18 protein-coding genes are annotated in these 19,457 nt (G+C 69.5%); 12 read left to right on the top strand and 6 right to left on the bottom strand.

Annotation, left to right across the window (positions count from 1 at the left end):
- The first annotated feature begins 12 nt into the window (after positions 1-12).
- Genes MRBLWH7_RS08105 through MRBLWH7_RS08095 form a run of 3 tightly spaced genes read left to right on the top strand, consistent with a single transcriptional unit; the run spans position 13 to position 2,731 of the window.
- Positions 13-633 carry a DapH/DapD/GlmU-related protein gene (locus MRBLWH7_RS08105; protein WP_342000936.1) on the top strand — a complete coding sequence of 207 codons (621 nt, stop codon included), beginning with the start codon at positions 13-15 and terminating at the stop codon, positions 631-633.
- Positions 630-1,727, top strand: a complete 1,098-nt coding sequence (locus MRBLWH7_RS08100; protein WP_342000934.1) for a DegT/DnrJ/EryC1/StrS family aminotransferase — start codon at positions 630-632, stop codon at positions 1,725-1,727. The genes MRBLWH7_RS08105 and MRBLWH7_RS08100 overlap by 4 nt, the downstream gene beginning before the upstream one ends.
- Positions 1,727-2,731, top strand: a complete 1,005-nt coding sequence (locus MRBLWH7_RS08095; RefSeq protein WP_342000932.1) for a Gfo/Idh/MocA family oxidoreductase — start codon at positions 1,727-1,729, stop codon at positions 2,729-2,731. The genes MRBLWH7_RS08100 and MRBLWH7_RS08095 overlap by 1 nt, the downstream gene beginning before the upstream one ends.
- Here the strand turns inward: MRBLWH7_RS08095 and MRBLWH7_RS08090 are convergent.
- Together MRBLWH7_RS08090 and MRBLWH7_RS08085 are read right to left on the bottom strand one after the other, a co-directional pair.
- A complete protein-coding gene (locus MRBLWH7_RS08090) occupies positions 2,709-3,707 on the bottom strand; it encodes a glycosyltransferase family 2 protein (RefSeq protein ID WP_342000930.1) in 999 nt (332 codons plus the stop codon). The two genes, MRBLWH7_RS08095 and MRBLWH7_RS08090, sit on opposite strands and share 23 nt — an antisense overlap.
- Positions 3,707-4,138, bottom strand: coding sequence for a GtrA family protein (locus MRBLWH7_RS08085; protein ID WP_342000928.1), 432 nt, complete (start codon positions 4,136-4,138; stop codon positions 3,707-3,709). The genes MRBLWH7_RS08090 and MRBLWH7_RS08085 overlap by 1 nt, the downstream gene beginning before the upstream one ends.
- A 110-nt stretch (positions 4,139-4,248) precedes the next feature.
- Here MRBLWH7_RS08085 and glf point away from each other — a divergent pair, with 110 nt between their 5' ends.
- Genes glf through MRBLWH7_RS08070 form a run of 3 tightly spaced genes read left to right on the top strand, consistent with a single transcriptional unit; the run spans position 4,249 to position 6,964 of the window.
- Positions 4,249-5,385, top strand: coding sequence for a UDP-galactopyranose mutase (glf, locus tag MRBLWH7_RS08080; RefSeq protein WP_342000926.1), 1,137 nt, complete (start codon positions 4,249-4,251; stop codon positions 5,383-5,385).
- 23 nt (positions 5,386-5,408) lie between these two features.
- Complete coding sequence (locus MRBLWH7_RS08075; protein ID WP_342000924.1) at positions 5,409-6,215, top strand: ABC transporter permease; 807 nt, start codon at positions 5,409-5,411, stop codon at positions 6,213-6,215.
- Positions 6,215-6,964: an ABC transporter ATP-binding protein gene (locus MRBLWH7_RS08070; protein ID WP_342000921.1), complete on the top strand. Its 750-nt coding sequence runs from the start codon at positions 6,215-6,217 to the stop codon at positions 6,962-6,964. The genes MRBLWH7_RS08075 and MRBLWH7_RS08070 overlap by 1 nt, the downstream gene beginning before the upstream one ends.
- Before the next feature lie 30 nt (positions 6,965-6,994).
- On the opposite strand, the gene MRBLWH7_RS08065 is transcribed toward MRBLWH7_RS08070, so the two are convergent.
- From MRBLWH7_RS08065 to MRBLWH7_RS08055, 3 genes are read right to left on the bottom strand one after another with little or no spacing between them, the layout of a single operon-like run.
- Complete coding sequence (locus MRBLWH7_RS08065) at positions 6,995-7,984, bottom strand: glycosyltransferase family 2 protein (protein ID WP_342000919.1); 990 nt, start codon at positions 7,982-7,984, stop codon at positions 6,995-6,997.
- Positions 7,985-8,041: 57 nt separating this feature from the next.
- Complete coding sequence (locus MRBLWH7_RS08060; protein WP_342000917.1) at positions 8,042-9,397, bottom strand: O-antigen ligase family protein; 1,356 nt, start codon at positions 9,395-9,397, stop codon at positions 8,042-8,044.
- Positions 9,394-10,866 carry an O-antigen ligase family protein gene (locus MRBLWH7_RS08055; RefSeq protein ID WP_342000916.1) on the bottom strand — a complete coding sequence of 491 codons (1,473 nt, stop codon included), beginning with the start codon at positions 10,864-10,866 and terminating at the stop codon, positions 9,394-9,396. Before MRBLWH7_RS08055 ends, MRBLWH7_RS08060 begins: the two co-directional genes overlap by 4 nt.
- A gap of 219 nt (positions 10,867-11,085) precedes the next feature.
- On the opposite strand from MRBLWH7_RS08055, the gene manA reads away from it, so the two are divergent.
- The 4 genes from manA (at position 11,086) to MRBLWH7_RS08035 (ending at position 17,124) form a co-directional block, all read left to right on the top strand.
- A complete protein-coding gene (gene manA / locus MRBLWH7_RS08050; RefSeq protein ID WP_342000914.1) occupies positions 11,086-12,234 on the top strand; it encodes a mannose-6-phosphate isomerase, class I in 1,149 nt (382 codons plus the stop codon).
- Between the two features lie 196 nt (positions 12,235-12,430).
- A complete protein-coding gene (locus tag MRBLWH7_RS08045; protein WP_082497093.1) occupies positions 12,431-12,757 on the top strand; it encodes a WhiB family transcriptional regulator in 327 nt (108 codons plus the stop codon).
- 87 nt (positions 12,758-12,844) lie between these two features.
- Positions 12,845-15,721 carry a glycosyltransferase gene (locus MRBLWH7_RS08040; protein WP_342000912.1) on the top strand — a complete coding sequence of 959 codons (2,877 nt, stop codon included), beginning with the start codon at positions 12,845-12,847 and terminating at the stop codon, positions 15,719-15,721.
- Entirely contained in the window at positions 15,718-17,124 is a 1,407-nt protein-coding gene (locus MRBLWH7_RS08035) for a DUF5719 family protein (RefSeq protein WP_342000910.1), read from the top strand. Before MRBLWH7_RS08040 ends, MRBLWH7_RS08035 begins: the two co-directional genes overlap by 4 nt.
- 14 nt (positions 17,125-17,138) lie before the next feature.
- On the opposite strand, the gene MRBLWH7_RS08030 is transcribed toward MRBLWH7_RS08035, so the two are convergent.
- Positions 17,139-17,579 (bottom strand): metallopeptidase family protein, encoded by a 441-nt coding sequence (locus MRBLWH7_RS08030; RefSeq protein WP_342000908.1) that lies wholly within the window; start codon positions 17,577-17,579, stop codon positions 17,139-17,141.
- Positions 17,580-17,683: 104 nt separating this feature from the next.
- Between MRBLWH7_RS08030 and MRBLWH7_RS08025 the strand changes: the two genes are divergently transcribed.
- On the top strand, positions 17,684-17,890 hold the full coding sequence (locus MRBLWH7_RS08025) for a DUF3499 family protein (RefSeq protein ID WP_045301176.1): 207 nt from the start codon (positions 17,684-17,686) through the stop codon (positions 17,888-17,890).
- A 57-nt stretch (positions 17,891-17,947) separates the two neighbouring features.
- Positions 17,948-19,435, top strand: coding sequence for an adenosylhomocysteinase (ahcY, locus tag MRBLWH7_RS08020; RefSeq protein ID WP_342001971.1), 1,488 nt, complete (start codon positions 17,948-17,950; stop codon positions 19,433-19,435).
- The last annotated feature ends 22 nt before the right edge of the window (positions 19,436-19,457 follow it).

Below are 19,457 nucleotides of genomic sequence, written 5' to 3'. Positions count from 1 at the left end.
GACTTTCTCAACGTGCTCCCTGCGACCCCCGCGAACCCCACTGTCCGCGTCGTCCCCAGTGCCGACGTGGCTCCGGACGCCTCGATCGGCGAGGGGAGCTCGGTGTGGCATCTGGCGCAGGTGCGCGAGGGTGCGCGGCTGGGACGGAACTGCGTCATCGGCCGCGGCGCGTATGTGGGCACCGGAGTAGTCATGGGCGACAACTGCAAAGTGCAGAACTACGCACTCGTCTACGAGCCGGCCAACCTCGCGGACGGGGTGTTCATCGGGCCGGCGGTCGTCCTGACCAATGACACCTACCCGCGGGCCGTGAACCCCGACGGCTCGCTCAAGAGCGCACACGACTGGGAGCCCGTCGGGGTCACGGTGCACGAGGGTGCATCGATCGGCGCGCGGGCGATCTGCGTCGCACCGGTGACCATCGGCGCATGGGCGACCGTCGCGGCGGGCGCCGTCGTCGTCAAGGACGTCCCGGACTACGCGCTCGTCGTCGGTGTTCCCGCACGGAGGATCGGCTGGGTCGGCCGTGCCGGTGTGCCGCTCGTCGCGGAGGGCGACGGACGGTGGCGCTGCCCTGTCACGGGCGCCGGCTACATCGAAGCAGACGGACAACTCACCGAGGAGAATCAGTGACCGAATTCATTCCAGCCGCCCGGCCGCTCATCGGAGACGACGAGCGGGCGGCCGTCGATCGCGTCTTGCAGAGCGGCATGATCGCTCAGGGACCCGAGGTCGCGGCCTTCGAGCAGGAGTTCTCGGATCACTTCGTCGACGGGCGTCCCGTCGTCGCGGTGAACTCGGGGACCGCCGGCCTGCATCTCGGGCTGCTCGCCGCCGGTGTGGGCCCGGGTGACGAGGTGATCGTGCCGTCGTTCACTTTCGCGGCCACCGCGAACTCGGTCGCGCTCACCGGGGCCACTCCCGTCTTCGCCGACATCGAGCTCGAGTCGTTCACGCTCGACCCCGCCGCCGTGGCGGCCGCCATCACCGGGCGCACCAAGGGGATCATGCCGGTGCACCTGTACGGGCACCCGGCGCGGATGGATGAGCTCGGGGACCTCGCCGCCGAGCGCGGGGTCGCGCTGTACGAGGATGCCGCGCAGGCGCACGGTGCCGCGTTGGACGGCCGACCGGTCGGCACCTTCGGCGCCTTCGCGATGTTCTCGCTGTACCCCACCAAGAACATGACCAGCGGGGAGGGCGGGATGATCGCCGCAGGGGACGACGAGGTCGCGCGCCGGGCTCGGCTGCTGCGCAACCAGGGGATGGAGCGGCAGTACGAGAACGAGGTGATCGGGTTCAACGCGCGCATGACCGACATCCACGCCGCCATCGGGCGGGTGCAGCTGACCAGGGTGGATGCGTGGACGGAGGCACGGCGCAGCAACGCGGCGTACCTCGACGCTCATCTGTCCGGCGTCGTCGTCCCGCCTGTCGCCTCGGGCGTGCGTCACGTCTACCACCAGTACACCATCCGCGTCGCCGACGACCGTGACGGGTTCGTGCGTGCGCTCAAGGAGGAGTACGCGATCGGGAGCGGCGTCTATTACCCCATCCCGAATCACCGGCTCCCGTCGCTCGCGCACTTCGCGCCGGATCTCGATCTTCCGGAGACGGAGCGGGCGGCCCGCGAGGTCGTCTCACTGCCCGTCCATCCGTCGCTCTCGGCGTCCGACCTGGAGCGCATCGCGACCGCGGTGAACGCTCTCGCGAGGGCGGGCGCCTGATGGCGGTCCTGCGCGCGGGGCTGCTCGGCCTCGGGATGATGGGGCGGCACCATGCCCGGATCCTGCGGGACGTGGAGGGCGTCGAGCTGGTGGCCGTGGCCGACCCGGGAGGCGATCCGCATCGCGTCGCGACGGGGATGGAAGTGCTGGCGGATGTCGACGGTCTCATCGGCGCCGGTATCGACATCGCCGTCGTCGCCATCCCCACCCGTTTCCACGCGGACGCCGCTCTCGCGCTGGCGGACGCGGGAGTCCACACCCTGGTCGAGAAGCCCATCGCGGACGACACCGAGACGGGCCGGCGCGTGGCCGAGGCATTCCGTTCGAGGGGGCTGATCGGTGCTGTCGGACACGTCGAGAGATTCAACCCGGCCCTGCAGCAGCTGCGCGCGCGGCTGGCGCACGGGGATGCCGGTGATGTCTTCCAGATCGCCACGCGCAGGCAGAGCAGCTTCCCCAGTCGCATCGGCGACGTCGGGGTCGCGAAGGATCTCGGGACGCACGACATCGATCTCACCGGCTGGGTGGCTCAGTCGACCTACAGCTCGGTGTCGGCCCAGACCGCGCACAAGAGCGGTCGCGCTCACGAAGACATGATCTCGATCACCGGCCGGCTGGAGAACGGCATCGTCGCCAACCACCTCATCAACTGGCTCAGCCCCATGAAGGAGCGTGTCACCGTCGTGACAGGCGAAAGAGGCGCGTTCGTGGCCGACACCGCCACGGGGGACCTGACCTTCTATTCCAACGGGACGGTCGCGCTGGAGTGGGAGTCGATGTCGACCTTCCGCGGCGTGTCCGAGGGAGACGTCACCCGGTTCGCTTTCGCGAAGAAGGAGCCGCTGCGCTCAGAGCTCGAGGCCTTCCGCGACACCGTGCGGGGGGAGACCACCGAGCTGTCGACGATGGCCGAAGCCGCTCACACGCTCGAAGTGGTCGAGTCGGCTCTCCGCTCGGCGCAGGCCGGCGGAGAGCTGATCGTCACAGGGCGCGTGACGCCCTGATCTCCTTCGGCGGCGGGCCGCCCTCGAACGGGGGGTAGGTCGGAACCGAAGGTGTCGCCTGGATGTCCAGCTGGAGCGCACTGATGAGCATCTGCGTTCCGAGCATGAGTGGCAGCGCGGCGAGCATGACGGTTGCCGCGGTGGCGATCACGGACGCGGCGATCTGGAAGACCAGCCAGATGCTGACGGCGATGCCGAACACGAACAGCGCGAGGCCGAGGAACAGCAGTAGTGCGATCGGTGAGAAGGACCACAGCACGTAGCGATACCAGATGCGCGACCAGAATCCGACGGTGAGCCGGTGGAGCAGCTCCGGGATCACCCGCCGCAGCTTGATGCTCGACACCTCGTCGCCGTACACGGCGGGGATCGGAACGTCGACGGCCGGTACCTGCAGGATGTTCAGGTGCGTCAGGAGGTCGTTCTCGAAGCTGTAGCGCTTCGCGATGCGGTCGAGGGGGAGCCGGCGCACGACCTCCGATCGGATGGCCGTGTAGCCGTTCTGAGGATCGAAGAGGTTCCAGTAGCCGGAAGCGAGCTTCGTCATGAAGGACAGCACGATGTTTCCGAAGACCCGGTACCCAGGCATCCCGACGAAGGACTCCGGCGAATAGAAGCGGTTCGCCTTCGCGAAGCCGTAGCCGTCGTCCGTCACCTTGTCCAGGAGCTCGGGCAGGTACTCCGGATCCATCTGGGCGTCGCCGGCCATGATCACGTTGACGTCGCTGCCAAGGTCGAGCGCGGCACGGTGTCCGGTGATGATGGCCCCGCCGACACCCTGGTTCACCGCGTGGCGGATGAGGGTCACGCGGGGGTCGGCGAGTCGCTCCACGGCGCCGCTCGTGTCATCGGGGCTGCAGTCGTCGACGATGACGATGTGGTCGACGTAGTCGGGCATCGTCTCGATCACGCGACCGATCATGAGCTCTTCGCGGTAGGCGGGGACGACCGCCGCAACACATGCACCGTTGTGCATCAGGCATCCGCCTTTCTGATCGCGAACACCCAATAGCGGTACGCGAAGTAGTTCCAGATCGTGGTGGCAGCCACCGCGGTCACCTTGCCCGCAGCCCACGGAAGCCCCACGGCGTCCGAGGCCCAGACGATCGCCGTCGTCGCGAGTGTGTTGAACGCGACCAGGAGCGTGTAACGAAGGACGCTCGGGGCGACTCCATCAGCCGCGCGGAAGGCGACGGTGCGCTGCAGCGTGTAGGTGACGGCGAAGCTCAGCAGGAAGGCGACGGGCGTGGCGATCGCGAGCGCAACGCCGAAGACGTCGTGAAGAAGCCAGAGCACGCCGATATCGAAGAGGAAGCTGAAGCCGCCGACGATGAGGTAGCGGACGGCGCTGGAGGACCAGATCCTGACGATCGGCGGGCTCGACTCAGGGTGCGGGTCCGCATGCATGTATTCCATCATCCCATGGCGGAGAGTGGCGAACGCACCGGCGGTGCCGGCAGCAGGCCGCGCGACGACTAGGCTCGTTGACGCATTCTGCTCGAAAGGCTCTCGGTCGTATGGATATCCTCGTCGTCGGTTCCGGGTTCTTCGGCCTGACCATCGCCGAACGGGCCGCGGCCTCCGGACGCAAGGTCACGGTGATGGACCGCCGCCCGCACGTCGGCGGCAACGCCTACAGCGAGGACGAGCCGAGCACCGGCATCGAGGTGCATCGTTACGGCGCGCACCTGTTCCACACCTCCAACCCCACCGTCTGGGACTACGCGAACCGGTTCACGACATTCACGGACTACGTCCATCGCGTCTATACGAACCACAACGGCGTGGTCTACCCGCTCCCGATCAACCTCGGCACGATCAACCAGTTCTTCCAGGCCGCATACTCGCCCGCCGAGGCGCGTGCGCTCGTGCAGGGGCTGGCGGGCGAGTTCGACGTGAAGGGCGCCGCCAACCTCGAGGAGCGGGCCATCGCGCTCATCGGTCGTCCGCTCTACGAGGCCTTCATCCGCGACTACACCAGCAAGCAGTGGCAGACCGATCCCAAGGAACTGCCGGCCGAGGTGATCAGCCGGCTGCCGGTTCGCTACAACTACGACAACCGCTATTTCAACGACACCTGGGAGGGCCTGCCCGTCGACGGCTACACGGCCTGGCTGGAGCGGATGGCCGACCACCCGAACATCGAGGTCAGGCTGAGCACGGACTTCTTCGACGTATCGCAGCCGCTCAACAAGCAGACGACGGTCGGCCAGGTCCCCGTCGTCTACACCGGACCGGTGGATCGCTACTTCGACTACGCGGAAGGTGCGCTGTCGTGGCGCACGCTGGACTTCCAGCAGGAGGTTCTCGAGATCGGCGATTTCCAGGGAACCCCGGTGATGAACTACGCCGACGCGGACGTCCCGTACACGCGCATCCACGAGTTCAAGCACTTCCACCCCGAGCGGGCAGATCTCTACCCGAGCGACAGGACCGTCATCGTCCGAGAGTTCTCGCGTTTCGCCTCACGCGAGGACGAGCCCTATTACCCGGTGAACACATCGCAGGATCGGACCGGTCTGCTGGCGTACCGGGAGCTTGCGAAGGGCGAGCCCGACGTCTTCTTCGGCGGCCGCCTCGGCACCTACCAGTACCTCGACATGCACATGGCCATCGGCTCGGCGTTGTCGATGTGGCAAAACCAGCTCGCGTGACGCGGCCCGCATAGGATCGATCCGTGACCACAGCCGCCGTCGGCGCCCCCGGATCGCCCCGGCGCTACCTCCACTCGCTGTGGCTGCTGTCGGCGCGCGACCTCAAGGTGCGCTATGCCACGAGCGCGCTCGGCTACCTGTGGTCGATCCTCGACCCGCTCGTCATGAGCGCCATCTACTGGTTCGTCTTCACACAGGTGTTCCAGCGCACCGTCGGGCACGAGCCGTACATTGTCTTCCTCATCACGGCCCTGCTGCCCTGGGTCTGGTTCAACTCGTCGGTATCCGACTTCACGCGCGCCTTCAATAAGGACGCTCGCCTCGTGCGGTCGACGGCGATCCCGCGCTCCATCTGGGTCAACCGCATCGTGTTGAGCAAGGGCGTCGAGTTCCTGTGTTCTCTGCCGGTGCTGGCGCTCTTCGTCGTCTTCGCCGCGTTCTCGGACAACCCCGCCCAGCTGAACTGGGGTCTCCTCTGGATTCCGGTCGCGATCGTGCTGCAAACAGTGCTCCTCGTCGGTCTCGGGCTACTCGTCGCGCCGCTCTGTGTGCTGTGGACCGATCTGGAGCGCACCACCAAGCTCATCTTGCGCGCGCTCTTCTACGCTTCGCCGGTCATCTACGGTGTCGAAGACCTGCCTGGGCCATTCGAGACTCTCGCCGCATTCAACCCGCTTTCCGGCATCTTTGCTCTTTACCGCGTCGGATTCTTCGCGGAGGAGTGGGATCCGTGGGTCATCGGCGTGGGCGCGGTCATGTCGTTCCTCTTCCTCGCCCTCGGAGTCTTCGTGTTCCGACGGCTTGAGCGTCCCATGCTGAAGGAGCTGTGATGACAGCATCCGATCTCGCGATCGAGGTGCAGGACCTCGGCGTGCGCTTCCGCCGCAACCGGCGGGGGCGGCGCAGCATCAAGGACCTGTTCTCGGATTCGACCCGTCGGTCGAAGCCGGGGGAGTTCTGGGCTCTCCGCAACGTCAGCTTCGACGTCATGCCAGGCGAGTCCATCGGCGTGGTCGGCCGCAACGGCCAGGGCAAGTCCACGCTCCTCAAGCTCGTCGCCGGCGTGCTTCTCGCAGACGAGGGGACGGTCTCGGTGAACGGCGGTGTGGCACCGCTCATCGAGATCACCGGCGGCTTCGTCGGCGACCTCACGGTGCGTGAGAACGTACGCCTGACCGCAGGTCTGCATGGGATGTCGAAGGCTGAGGTCGCGCGCCGCTTCGACGGCATCATCGACTTCGCTGAGCTCGAGGATTTCATCGACACCCCGTACAAGCACCTCAGCAACGGCATGAAGGTGCGCCTGGCCTTCTCGGTGGTGTCACAGCTCGAAGAGCCGATCCTCCTCGTCGACGAGGTCCTCGCGGTCGGCGACAAGGCATTCCGCGAGAAATGCTACAAGCGCATCGACGAACTCCTCGCCGACGGGCGCACGCTCTTCTTCGTGTCGCACAGCGAGCGTGACCTGCGCCGGTTCTGCACGCGCGGCCTCTACCTCGACAAGCATCATCTGGCGATGGATGCCCCGATCGACGAGGTGCTCGACCGCTACAACGCCGACTACCCTACGGGCGCCTGAGCTCGTTTCGTCTCGCTCGTTCTCGCTCGCTCAACGACCGGTGGTGGTCGCCGCCTCGAGCGGCGGCATCGGCTGCCACGAGGCATCCTTCGCGATCTTCCGCCCGTCACGCAGGCCGCGGAAAAGGTTCGAGGTCCCACGGAACGTGCGCTCCACGAAGACCAGTCGGATGAGCTCCTTGCCTAACGTGAGGCTCGTGCCTATGCCGAACAGCAGCGGGTTGTAGACGTCGAGCGAGCGGTAGTACTTCTTGATGTATGCGCGGTTGCGCATGATGTAGTACCGGTACGCGTTGCTCGACGCGTTCATGTGACGGATGCCCATGTCCCACTGCTTGATCTCGCGCGTGCGGCGCAGCACGAACTCGTCGACGATCACAGACTGGGTCTTGCGCGAGGCGAGCCAGCCGTACATCTGGTCGTCCCAGTAGATGAAGAAGCGCGGGTCGGGCAGGCCGATCTGCTGCACGATGTCGCGGTGGATGAACATGCCCTCGAAGCATCCGGAGTTCATCGGCTTGTAGCCGGACTCGTCGAATTCTGCCGGCGCGTAGGGGATCGGGATTCCGAGGGGCTCGGCGATGCGGTACTGCCAGTAGAACGGGCTGCCGTCGTAGTCGTAGCGGCGGCCCTGGATGCTCTTGAAGCGCGGGGCCCACTTGCCCATCTTGGCGAGGCCGTCAGGGAGCACCTCGACATCGTCGTCCATCAGCCAGATCCACTCGGAGCCCAGTTCGTACGCGACGCGCATGCCCTCGCTGAAGCCGCCCGAGCCGCCGGTGTTCGTGTCGAGTCGGCGGTACACCAGCACGGCGGGCTCGAGCCTCTCGCGGAACGACTCGACGACGTCCGTGGTGTCGTCGGTCGAGGCGTTGTCGATGATCACGATGTGGCCGGGCTTCGGGTCCATCGTGGTCATGCTCGTGAGCAGGCGCGACAGCAGACCCGACCGGTTGTAAGTCACGACGGCGATGGTCGCGGACGTGGGGTCGAACTGCGCGGCGGACGAAGCGTGGGTCACGGGGATGATCTCCGGAGAAGAATGGCAGGGCGCCGGGACGTCGGGCCGGAGAGAAGCCTACCCTGCCGTCCCCTGCTCTCCCTGGGCGTGCGGCAACCCCGACCCGCTCACAGAGCCCGGCCCCTCACCATCCGCCCCGCTGTCGAGCTTCTCGCGCCACGAACGCGACTGGCCCGCACGAACGGCGCACAGCACGAGCATGAGCCACCCCAGCCCCGTCAGCGTGAAGCTCTCGAACATCGAGTCCGCGAGCAGTGCGACCAGCATCAGCGGCGTCCACGCGTACACCACGGACCGTCGTTCGCCCGCGACCAGCCACGACCGTCCCAGGGCGAGCGCCCCCAGCGCGAGGAACAGCACCAGCCCGACCCAGCCGAGCTGCAGGGCCACGTCGAAGTAGGCGTTGAGTCCGGTGGCGTGGTCCTTGTCCAGCCAGAAGTTGATCGCGTTGAAGGGGTACTCGCCCTGGTCCCAGACGCCGAACCAGCCGAAGCCCTGCACGGGCTTCTGGCGCAGGATGTCGACCATGAAGTTCCACAGCTCGACGCGCATCGAGAAGTCGGTGCCGGCGCCGAGCAGGGCGATGATCGGATGCCGCGCCGTGTAGCCGACGAACACCCCGATGACGACGAGAGCCCCGAGGGCGAGCTGCAGGCCCGCGCGGCGCTCAGGACGGGCGTGGCGCACAAGGGCGAGGGCACCCACGGCGAGCCCGACGCCCACAGCGAGCACGACGACGGTGGGGGAGTCGCTCAGGACCGCGAGCCCGCCCGCGAGCACCACCGACGCCAGCGAGACGCCGGGGCGCACCGACTGAGTACGGTATTCGATGAGGAAGGTGATGAGTGCCATCACAGCCACGAACCCGAGCAGGTTGCGTGTGCCGAAGATGCCCTGCACCGGACCGAGCTCGGCGATGTTGCCCTGGATGCCGAGGAACGTGAACGGGAGGTCGAGAAGGATTCCCGAGAGCACCTCGAGCGCGAGCGAGACGCCGAGGAGCGCGCGCAGCACATCGCCGAGCGCGCGCACGGTCTGAAGGGTATCGCGCACGTGCCCGATGACGACCGCGAGGAACGCGAGCGCCGCCATCGACACCCAGTTCCAGAACGAGGCGCTCGAATCGCTCGACCAGAAGATGCTCGCGAAGGCCCACGCGACGAACATCACGACCGTGGTCGGGACGAGCCGCAGCAGCGACAGTTCGCTGCGGCGCGCGATCATCACCGACACGCCGAGAACGCACAGGCCGGTGACGATGGTCACGTAGGTGATGCGGCCGGCGACACGCTCTATCGCGTACGCCGAGAAGACGGTGGTGAAGACGACGAGCGTGAACGCGCGGGCGAAGGATGCCGAGGCCAGCAGTGTGCCCAGCCATCCGGGCGCTGCAGCATGCGGCGAGTCGGTCACGCGCCGCGCCCTGCGGGCCGCTCGGCCGCCCCGCCCGGACCTGCCGGCGTACCGGGCTCGCGTCCGCCGGGCTCGTCGCGGGCGACGGCCTCGCCGCGCTCGATCGCGACCGTCTGCTCGGCTGGCCCGACGCCGACATGGGGCGACTGCTTGATCTTGGCGCCCAGCATCACGAGGAAGAGCCAGCCCCACAGCAGCAGGGGGCTCGACTCGGCAAGCCCCTGCACCAGCAGGATCGCCCCGACGAGCGTCGGCAGCAGGGTCAGCGGCGAGTAGGGGCGGTCGGCGCGGAGGTCCCATCGCGGCCGGTCGATGGCGAAGAACCACGCACGCCACACGAACGCGAGGTAGAGCACTGCGAGCAGCACCACGCCGACGATGCCGAGCTGCATCGCCACGTCGACCCACATGTTGTGGGCCTGCATGACGGTCTGGCCGTGGTCGATGATCCAGCCGTCGAATGCCGGATCCGTCGGCACCCACGGGGTCGCGAAGCCCCATCCCGTCCATGGGCGCTCGGCTGCGCGGGCGAGCACGTCCCCCCAGATGCGCTCGCGCCCGGTGAGGTCGGCGCTGCGGCCCAGGCTGGTGAAGATCGTGTCGCGCAGCAGCCACAAGGCCAGCAGCCCGCCGAGGCCCACGACGACATATCCGACGTAGTACTTCGTCCGCTCACCCGGCTTCGTCGCCCGCCGCATCAGCAGCACGGTGACCAGCACGACGACGACCGCTGCCGCGGTGAGGTACGCGGTCGCCGATCCGGCGCGCACGAACAGGAAGGCCGACAGCCCTATCCAGATCCACAGGAACGTGCGCCGCGGCGCGCCGGAGGCGAGACGGATGCTGAACACGATGATCGCGAGCAGGGCGACGGGCGCCAGGAGGTTGGCGTTGCCCATGATCCCCTGGATCCGCTTGTCCCACTCGAACAGGTTGTTGCGCGACCAGTACTCGATCGGGTCGTCGGCCTTGTCGACGACGAAGCCCGGCAGGATCGGCGCGCGCACGAACACCCACACCCAGAGCTCGAACAGGAACGAGAGGGCCACGACCCACTTGAGCGCTGACGCGGCCGCGCGCACGAGCTCGCGCCACGTGAGGACGCTTCCGATGAAGAGCGCCTGAAGTGTCGTGATCCACAGGAGCAGCAGGGTGAGCGCGGTCGTCGCGGGCCATGCCGACCACACCAGCGACAGCGTCGCCCATGCGACGTAGGCCACCACGAACCAGGGGAGTCGTCGCCACTGCACCGGCGGACGGAGCACGATCCACAGCACCGCCGACAGCACGCCGCCCGCGATCGTGATGACCGTCGTCGTGAGTTCGCCGAAGGCGTTCACCCACGCGGTGCCCGACAGCGACATGAAGAGAACCAGGATGCACCAGCCGCGCAGCATGAGGTGGCCGGTCTTCTCGCGGACCGGCGGTTCCGGCGGCGCCGACGCCGGATGTTTCGAATGGACGGCCATCGCTCTCAGGGTACCCCGGGAGGCATACGCGCAAACCGTGAGTGAGTGCGCCTGCGAGAACGGTCGGATCTGAAGCTCCTCGCAGGCCCGGCGCGTTTCGACTCGCTCGTTCCTCGCTCGCTCAACGAGCGGGAGCGACGGTGTGCAATTCGCTCCTTCCTCGCTCGCTCAACGACCGGGGGACCGGGGACCTCTACCCGGCCTGGCTAGGCTGTTCGGGTGCTGATCCCGCTCGCGAACGACCCCCGCGATTACGCCTGGGGCTCGACCTCCCTGCTCGCCGATCTCGAGGGACGCGCGGCGTCCGGCCGCCCCGAGGCGGAGGTGTGGTTCGGAGACCACCCGGGCGATCCGTCCGAGACGGCCGACGGCCGCACGCTCGATCGCTGGATCGCCGACGAAGGGTCCGCGTCGGGTGTCGACGAGCCCCTGCCGTATCTGCTCAAGCTGCTGGCCGCAGCATCCGCTCTCTCCATCCAGGCGCACCCGTCGAAGGCTCAGGCCGAGGTGGGCTTCGCGCGTGAGGAGGCCGCGGGTATCCCGCGCGACGCTGCGGACCGCACGTATCGCGACGCGAACCACAAGCCCGAGCTCATCGTCGCATTGAGTGACACGTTCCGCGCGCTCGCGGGCCTCCGCGAGCTCGACGCGACGCGGCGCCTCGTCGCGACGCTCGGGCCGGATGCTGCGCCCCTCGCCGAGCGTCTGGAGGGGACGGATGCCTCGCTCTCGGCCGTCATCGGCTGGCTGCTGTCCGACGGCGCCGACGCGGCGCGCGACGTCATCGCGGCCGCGGTCTCGGCCGAGTCCGGCGAGTTCGCCGCCGAGCTCGCGCTCGCGCGCACCCTGGATGCCGCGTTCCCGGGCGATCCCGGAATCGTCGTCGCGCTGCTCATGAACCTCGTGACGCTCCATCGGGGCGAGGGGCTCTTCGTTCCCGCGGGCGTGCTCCACGCGTATCTCGAGGGACTCGGCGTGGAGCTCATGGCGGCCAGCGACAACGTCCTGCGTGGCGGACTGACCCCCAAGCACGTCGATGCCGCGGAGCTGGTGAGCGTGCTCGATGACACGCCTGGGCTTCCGCCCGTGATCCGGCCTCGCGAGGTCGCAGCGGGCGTGCGCCGGTACGACGTTCCCGTCGCCGACTTCACGCTGCTCGCCGTCTCGCCGAGCGAGGAGGGCGTCCACGTGGCGCTCGAGGGTCCCGCGATCGCGGTGGCCACGGCCGGATCTCCGACAGTGGCGGGACTGGAGAGCGGGGCCGCCGAGACACTTCCGCCGGGCGCCGCCGTGCTCGTCACCCCGACCGAGGGGGGCGTGCGCGTGTCGGGGGCCGGCGAGCTCTTCGTCGCCCTGCCGGGTCACTGACGCGACCCTCTCATCGTCGCCTCATCGGTTTCTCATCGGACCGTTATGACAGAGCGACACGCCGACGGCGCGTCGTGAAGGTTCAAGAGTCGGTTGAGCGTTTACTATCTGCGACTTGACCTCGCCGAACTACACGGGTGTAATTAGCCGTACACGCACACCAGCGTGGAGCAGGATCTCGGGGGGTGAGAACGACATGACGGTTTCGCAATTCCGTTCCGGCGTTCCCGACGACTGGTTCGTCGATCCGGTTCAACTGGGGGTTCCGGGGGTACGCCGCAACATCGATGCGGAAGAAGACAATCCGCTCGCATGGCAGACCGACGCACTGTGTGCGCAGACCGATCCGGAGGCGTTCTTCCCAGAGAAGGGCGGCTCCACGCGTGATGCGAAGCGCATCTGCACGTCGTGCGACGTGCGAGGCGAATGCCTCGAGTATGCGCTGCAGAACGACGAGCGGTTCGGCATCTGGGGCGGTCTCAGCGAGCGCGAGCGTCGCAAGCTGAAGCGTCGAGCGGGCTGACGCGCACGCCGGTCGGCCGGTTCGATCCGGCCGACCCGGCGCGTGCGCCCGGCGTGACCTTCGAGCGCGACCTAGGCTGACGAGGACATGCCCACCGCCACGTCGAACACCGTCACCTCGAACCGCGTCCACGCCATCCTGGTGGTTCGTCCCGATGGTCGTACCCCGGCGGCATTCCATCTGAAGCGCACGCTCGCCGCGCTCCGTGAGCAGACGCGTCCCGTCGACGCCCTCACGATCGTGGTGTGCGGCGGCGACGATCATCTCTTCGAGATCGCGGATGCCGCGGGAGCCGAGTTCGTCTTCCGGGCCGCTCCGTCCACCGGCTACGCGGCGGCGACCGCCCTCGTCTCCCCGCGGCTCGACGGCGACGCCGTGTGGCTCCTCGCACAGGACACCGCGCCGGAGCCGGATGCGCTGGCGCGCCTCGCCGGCGCGCTCGAGCTGTCTCCGTCGGTCGCCTTCGTCGCACCCAAGCTGGTGCGCTGGGACGACCGGACCGAGATCGTGTCGCTCGGAGTGGGGATGACCCGATTCGGCCGCACGGTCGGGATCGCCGATGACGAGCTCGATCAGGGGCAGCACGACGCACGCGAGGATGTGCTCGGTGCCGATGTCCGGGGGATCCTGGTGCGCGCCGACGCCTGGAACCGGCTCGGCGGCCTCGACCGGGGACTGTCAGGCGCCGACGAGGGACTGGATCTCGGCGCGCGGGCGCGCCTCGCGGGAGGGCGCGTCTCGCTGGTGCCGAGCGCTCTGGTCGCGACCGCGGGCGACGGCGTCGCGGGTCTGCCCACACCGCTCACCCCGCAGCGGCAGCGTCGCGCCGTGTACGCGGAGCGCGTCGCGCAGCTGCACCGGCGGCTCGTCTACGCGCCGGCTGTCGCCGCCCCGCTGCACTGGCTCACCATCCTTCCGCTCGCCCTGTGGCGAACGATCGTGGATCTTGCCCGCAAGCAGCCCGGACGCATCACCGCGGAGTGGGCGGCAGCAGCGGTCGCCCTCGTGCGGCTCGTGCCGGTCTGGCGCGCACGGCGTCGCCTCGCGCACGCCCGCACCGCGTCCTGGGCGCAGATCGCGCCGCTGCGCACATCGCGGAGCGAGCTGCGCGAACGGCTCGACGACGACCCCGAAGTCGCCCTCGGTGGCCTCCGGCGCAGCGACCTGAGGTTCTTCGCCGGCGGCGGAGCATGGCTCGTCCTCGCGGCGCTCGCCGTCTCGGTCGCCGCGTTCCCGGCGCTTCTGGCCTGGCCGGTGCTGGGCGGGGGAGCGCTCCAGCCGCTCGCGACCACCGTGGGGCAGCTCTGGGACGACGCCATGTACGGCCAGCGGGCTCTGGGACTCGACACGATCGGCCCCGCCGACCCGTTCGCGGCCCTGGTCGCCGTCCTCGGTTCCCTCTGGGCCTGGGCGCCGTCCCGCGCGCTGGTGCTGCTCTGGGTGCTCGCACTGCCCCTCGCCGCGCTCGGCGGATGGTTCGCCGCGACGCGGGTCACCGAGCGGGCGAGCATGCGACTGTTGGGCGGTGCGCTCTGGGCGCTGTCGCCGACCCTGCTCGTCGCGCTGACGCAGGGGCGCCCGACCGGCGTGATCCTGCATCTGCTGCTGCCCTGGCTGTTCTACGCCGGGGCTGTGGCGCACCGCTCGTGGGCCGGCGCCGGTGCGGCGTCGATCCTCCTCGCCGGAGTGCTTGCCAGCGCCCCCTCGCTCGCGCCCGCGATGCTCGTGGTGTGGGTCGGCGCGCTGCTCGTCGCCGTCATCCTCCGCGCGGGCCGGGGAGTGGCCCGTCTGATCTGGACGCTCATCCCTTCGGCCGCGCTGGCGCTCCCGCTCGTGTGGAACGCTCTCGCGAACGGTCAGGCGTGGGGCCTCGTCGCCGATCCCGGGGTGCCGTGGGCGGGACCCCAGGTGGCGGCCGACGCCACCGGGCGCGCACTGCTGGCCGCGGGGATCCCGACTCCCGACCTCGCCGGCTGGACGACTGTTCTGCCCGACGGGCCGACGTGGTGGGTGCCCTGGCTCACCGTGCCGCTCGCACTGCTCGCCCTCGCCGCACCGCTCACTCAGCGCTGGGCCGCGGGCATCGCGCTGCTCGCGATCACCGCTCTCGGCCTCGGGACGGCGTTCGCCGCGGTGGGGATCTCGGTCGCGTTCGTGCAGTCGACCACCGTTCCGCTGTGGCCGGGCACCGGGCTGAGCCTCGCGTGGCTCGGCGGCGTCGGCGGCGCCCTTGTCGCGCTCGACGCGGGCCTCGCGCCGCGCGTCGCGCTGGCGCGGGGACTCGCGGCGGCTCTCGTCTTCGCGGCCGCGGTGACGCTCGCGGTTCCCTCGCTCACCGCGTTCACCCGGGGGGCGGCGACCATCGCGGACGGTCCCGTGAGCACGCTCCCCGCCTTCGTCGCGGCGGAAGGGCGCGATGACCCGGACGTCGGGACGATCGTGCTCACGCCCCAGGCGGACGCCGGAGTCGCCACCCAGGTGGTGTGGGGCGCCAGCGAGACGATCGGCGGTCAGACCACGCTGCTGTCCACGCGCACCGAGGCGACCCCGCAGGACGACGAGCTCGCGGAGCTCGCCGCCGATCTGGTCACCCCCTCCTCGGAGGACGTCGTGGGTCAGCTCGCCGACCGGGGTGTCGGCTTCATCCTGCTCGCGCCGAGCACGGAACCGGAGACGGATGCTGCGCGCACGATGCGGCTCTCCGCCATGACCGCGCTCGGCCAGCGCGACACGCTCGTCGTGGTCGGCGACACCGCCAAGGGCGAGCTGTGGCGCGTCGTCGACCAGATCGCGCCGCGACCCGCGGAGGCGGCATCCGTCTCCGTCCTCGGCCGCTGGATCGGGTTCGGGCAGCTCGCGATCTTCGGCATCGCGCTGCTGCTGGCCGTGCCGACCGCCGCCTCGATCCGCGAGGCCCGGCGCACCCCGCGCGTCGTGGGACCCCACTGGCAGGAGGGCCGATGAGCGACAGACGCGTGTTCCGCTGGGCGACGACGAGCGCGCGGCTGCTGATCGGCACCGCGGTGTCGGTCCTGGCGGTCATCGCCGTCGTCACCGCGGTCGCGGTGCCGTGGCCGGCGCTCGTGCGCGAGCCGCTGAGCGTGCCCGCGACGCCGGCGCCCGCAGCATCCGTGATCGCCTGCGATGGCGGGCTGCTCTCGATCGGCCGCAACCCCACCGCGGCGTCGACGGTGACCCTCGCCGCGCCGCAGTCCGTCATCGGGGGCACCGCCGACGGGGCGGGAGCCGTGGAGCAGCAGCTGATGACGACGGGTGTCGGGCCCGGCCCGCTCGCGTACACCGCCGAGCCGCGCGACGACCAGGCGGTCGACATCGCCGCGACCGGTGCCGCGACCGCGAACGCCGACGACCTCTCGGGCTTCGCGGCGTCTGCCTGCCGCCCGCCCCTCCTCGACTCGTGGCTGGTCGGCGGATCGGGAGCGACCGGCGCCGCCGACCTGGTGCTGCTCGCCAATCCGGGCTCGGTTCCCGCCACGGTTCAGCTGACGGTGTACGGGGTCGACGGCCCGCAGACGCCGCCCGGCGGCACCGACCTCGTGATCGCGCCCGGTACGCAGCGCGTCATCCCCCTCGCCGGCCTGGCGCTCGGCGAGGAGACGCCGGTCGTCCGCGTCTCGGCCGTCGGGGCACCCATCCACGCCTCGCTCCAGGCGAGCATCACCCGCACCCTGACCCCCGGCGGAGTCGATCAGGTCGGCCCGATCGCCCACACTGAGAACACGCAGGTGATCACCGGCATCACGGTCACGCGTCCGGCCGACGCCGACGGCGCGGCCGACGAGACGACGGTGCTGCGGATGCTGTCACCCTCGCTGCCCGCCACCGCACGCGTGTCCGTCACCTCCGCCGGCCGCACCGAGACGATCGGGGAACCGCAGGAGCTGCCGCTCGAGGCGGGCAAGCCCCTCGAGCTCGCGCTGAACGGACTGGCGCCCGGCGCCTATACGGTCACCGTCGAGGCGGACGCCCCCGTGGTCGCGGCGGTGTGGCAGGCGACAGGCATCTCGGCGGGGGACGACTTCGCCTGGTACACGCCGGCGCCCGAGGTGTCGGTGCCGTCGCTGTTCGCGACGCCCGGTGGGCCGACGCCGTCGCTGACGCTCGTGAACCCGACCGGCGAGCCGGTGACGGTCGAAGTGTCCCCGACCGACGGCGGCTCGGCGCTCAACCTGACGGTTCCGGCGAACGGGTCCATCGCGGTGCGGCTGGCGACCCGCACGGTGTACGTGTTCGATCCGCAGGCGCCGGTGCGCGCCGGTCTGTCGTTCTCGGGGGACGGTGCCCTCGCCGGCGTGCCGGTGTGGCCGGCCGACGTCGCGACGCCCGAGATCGTCGTCTATCCCTGACCCTGGTCAGGGGGTCAGAAGTAGCGGAAGCGCTCGGGACCGAGGTCCCACGGGTCGCGGTCGAGGTACTCGGCGGCTGCGCGGAAGACGGCGCCTTCGACCAGCATGCGCCGGTGCAGCTCGTCGTCGCGATGCAAGTGACTGAGGCGCTCGATCGGCAGGCGGTACAGGATGATGCGGCCCGCGTCGGGCAGCACCGTCCACCGGGGGATGCCGTCGTCGTCCGTTGCGGCGGGCATGTCGGCGACCTCGAAGCGAACGTCCCGCAACTCGGGCCATGCCGACCGCAGGAACTCGGCCGCGGTGCCGACCGACAGGTCGAACCGGTCGACGCGCGTGTCGAGTGGGGGGAGCGGCGGGCGGACGACGGAGCTGCGTCCCTCGCGTCCGTGGCGTCCGTGACGGGACGCGCGCCGCGGCGCGCGCTCGCTGGTCTTGCTCCGACGCCACGCCATGCCCCCATCCTAGGTCTCGCGTGGCGGCCGAGACCCGAGGTCGGCTCGCGCGCTGCGGCGCGGCATCCGTTCCCGTGTCGTCCGCGCGCGATAGCGTCTACCCGATGCGCGAGAGAGTCTGCTCCAAGGTCGGATGCGCCCGTGAGGCGGTGTCCACCCTCACCTACGACTACGGCGACCAGATGGCCGCCCTCGGCCCGCTCGGCGCCGCGGGCGATCCGCACGCCCACGACCTCTGCGCGATCCACACCGACCGCCTGTCGGTGCCCAAGGGCTGGGTGGTCGTGCGCCACGAGACGCTCCGCGCCTGACCGGCGCCTTTCCCGGGCCTGCGGCGGGCGTGGGAGAATGGGCGGATGCCGACCTCCATGCCTGTCGCCACGCCTGCCGACTCCACGGCCACCGATCCCCGCGAGGGCTTCGAGTACGAGGTCGCCGACCTCTCTCTCGCCGAAGCGGGGCGCCATCAGCTGCGCCTCGCCGAGAACGAGATGCCGGGGCTCATGGCGCTGCGCGAGGAGTTCGGCGCCTCGCAGCCGCTGAAGGGCGCCCGCATCGCGGGCTCGCTCCACATGACGGTGCAGACCGCGGTGCTCATCGAGACGCTCGTCGCCCTGGGTGCGCAGGTGCGCTGGGCGAGCTGCAACATCTTCTCTACGCAGGACGAAGCGGCCGCCGCCGTCGTCGTCGGTCCGACGGGCACGGTCGACGCTCCCGCGGGCGTTCCGGTCTTCGCATGGAAGGGCGAGACCCTCGAGGAGTACTGGCGTCTCGCCGACCGCATCTTCGACTGGACCGCGGAGGGCTTCGACGGCCCGAACATGATCCTCGACGACGGCGGCGACGCGACCCTCCTCGTCCACAAGGGCGTCGAGTTCGAGAGGGAGGGTTCGGTTCCGGATGCTGCGGCCGACGACTCCGCCGAGTACCGCATCGTGCTCGAGACTCTGCGCGCCAGCCTGGCGCGCGACCCGGAGCGGTTCACGCGCATGGCGGAGGGCCTCCTCGGCGTCACGGAGGAGACCACCACAGGCGTCCACCGCCTCTACGAGCTCGCAGCATCCGGAGATCTGCTGTTCCCCGCGATCAACGTCAACGACTCGGTGACGAAGTCGAAGTTCGACAACAAGTACGGCATCCGCCACTCGCTGCCCGACGGCATCAACCGCGCCACCGACGTGCTGATGGGCGGCAAGGTCGCTTTCGTGTGCGGCTACGGCGACGTCGGCAAGGGCGCCGCCGAGGCCCTGCGCGGCCAGGGTGCGCGCGTCATCGTGAGCGAGGTCGACCCGATCTGCGCGCTGCAGGCCGCGATGGACGGCTACCAGGTCTCGCGTCTCGACGACGTCGCCGACCAGGTCGACATCGTCATCACGGGCACCGGAAACAAGGACGTCGTGACCGTCGACGACCTGCTGAAGCTCAAGCACCTCGCGATCGTCGGCAACGTCGGCCACTTCGACAACGAGATCGACATGGCGGGTCTCGAGTCCCTCGCAGGCGTTGAGAAGGTCGAGATCAAGCCCCAGGTGCACGAGTGGCGTCTGCCGACCGGGCGCAGCGTGCTGGTGCTGAGCGAGGGCCGGCTGCTGAATCTCGGCAACGCTACGGGGCATCCGTCGTTCGTCATGAGCGCGTCGTTCACCAACCAGGTGCTCGCGCAGATCGAGCTGTTCACCAAGCGCGACGAGTACCCGACCGCCGTGTACGTGCTGCCTAAGCACCTCGATGAGAAGGTCGCGCGCCTGCACCTCGACGCGCTCGGCGTGCAGCTCACCGAGCTCACCCCCGAGCAGGCGTCGTACATCGGCGTGCCGGTCGAGGGCCCGTACAAGCTGGACCACTACCGCTACTGATATCGACGGTGTCCTGCCGGGT

This window comes from Microbacterium sp. LWH7-1.2, assembly GCF_038397755.1.
Classification (GTDB): domain Bacteria; phylum Actinomycetota; class Actinomycetes; order Actinomycetales; family Microbacteriaceae; genus Microbacterium.
This window is presented reverse-complemented; position numbering and strand designations above follow the sequence as displayed.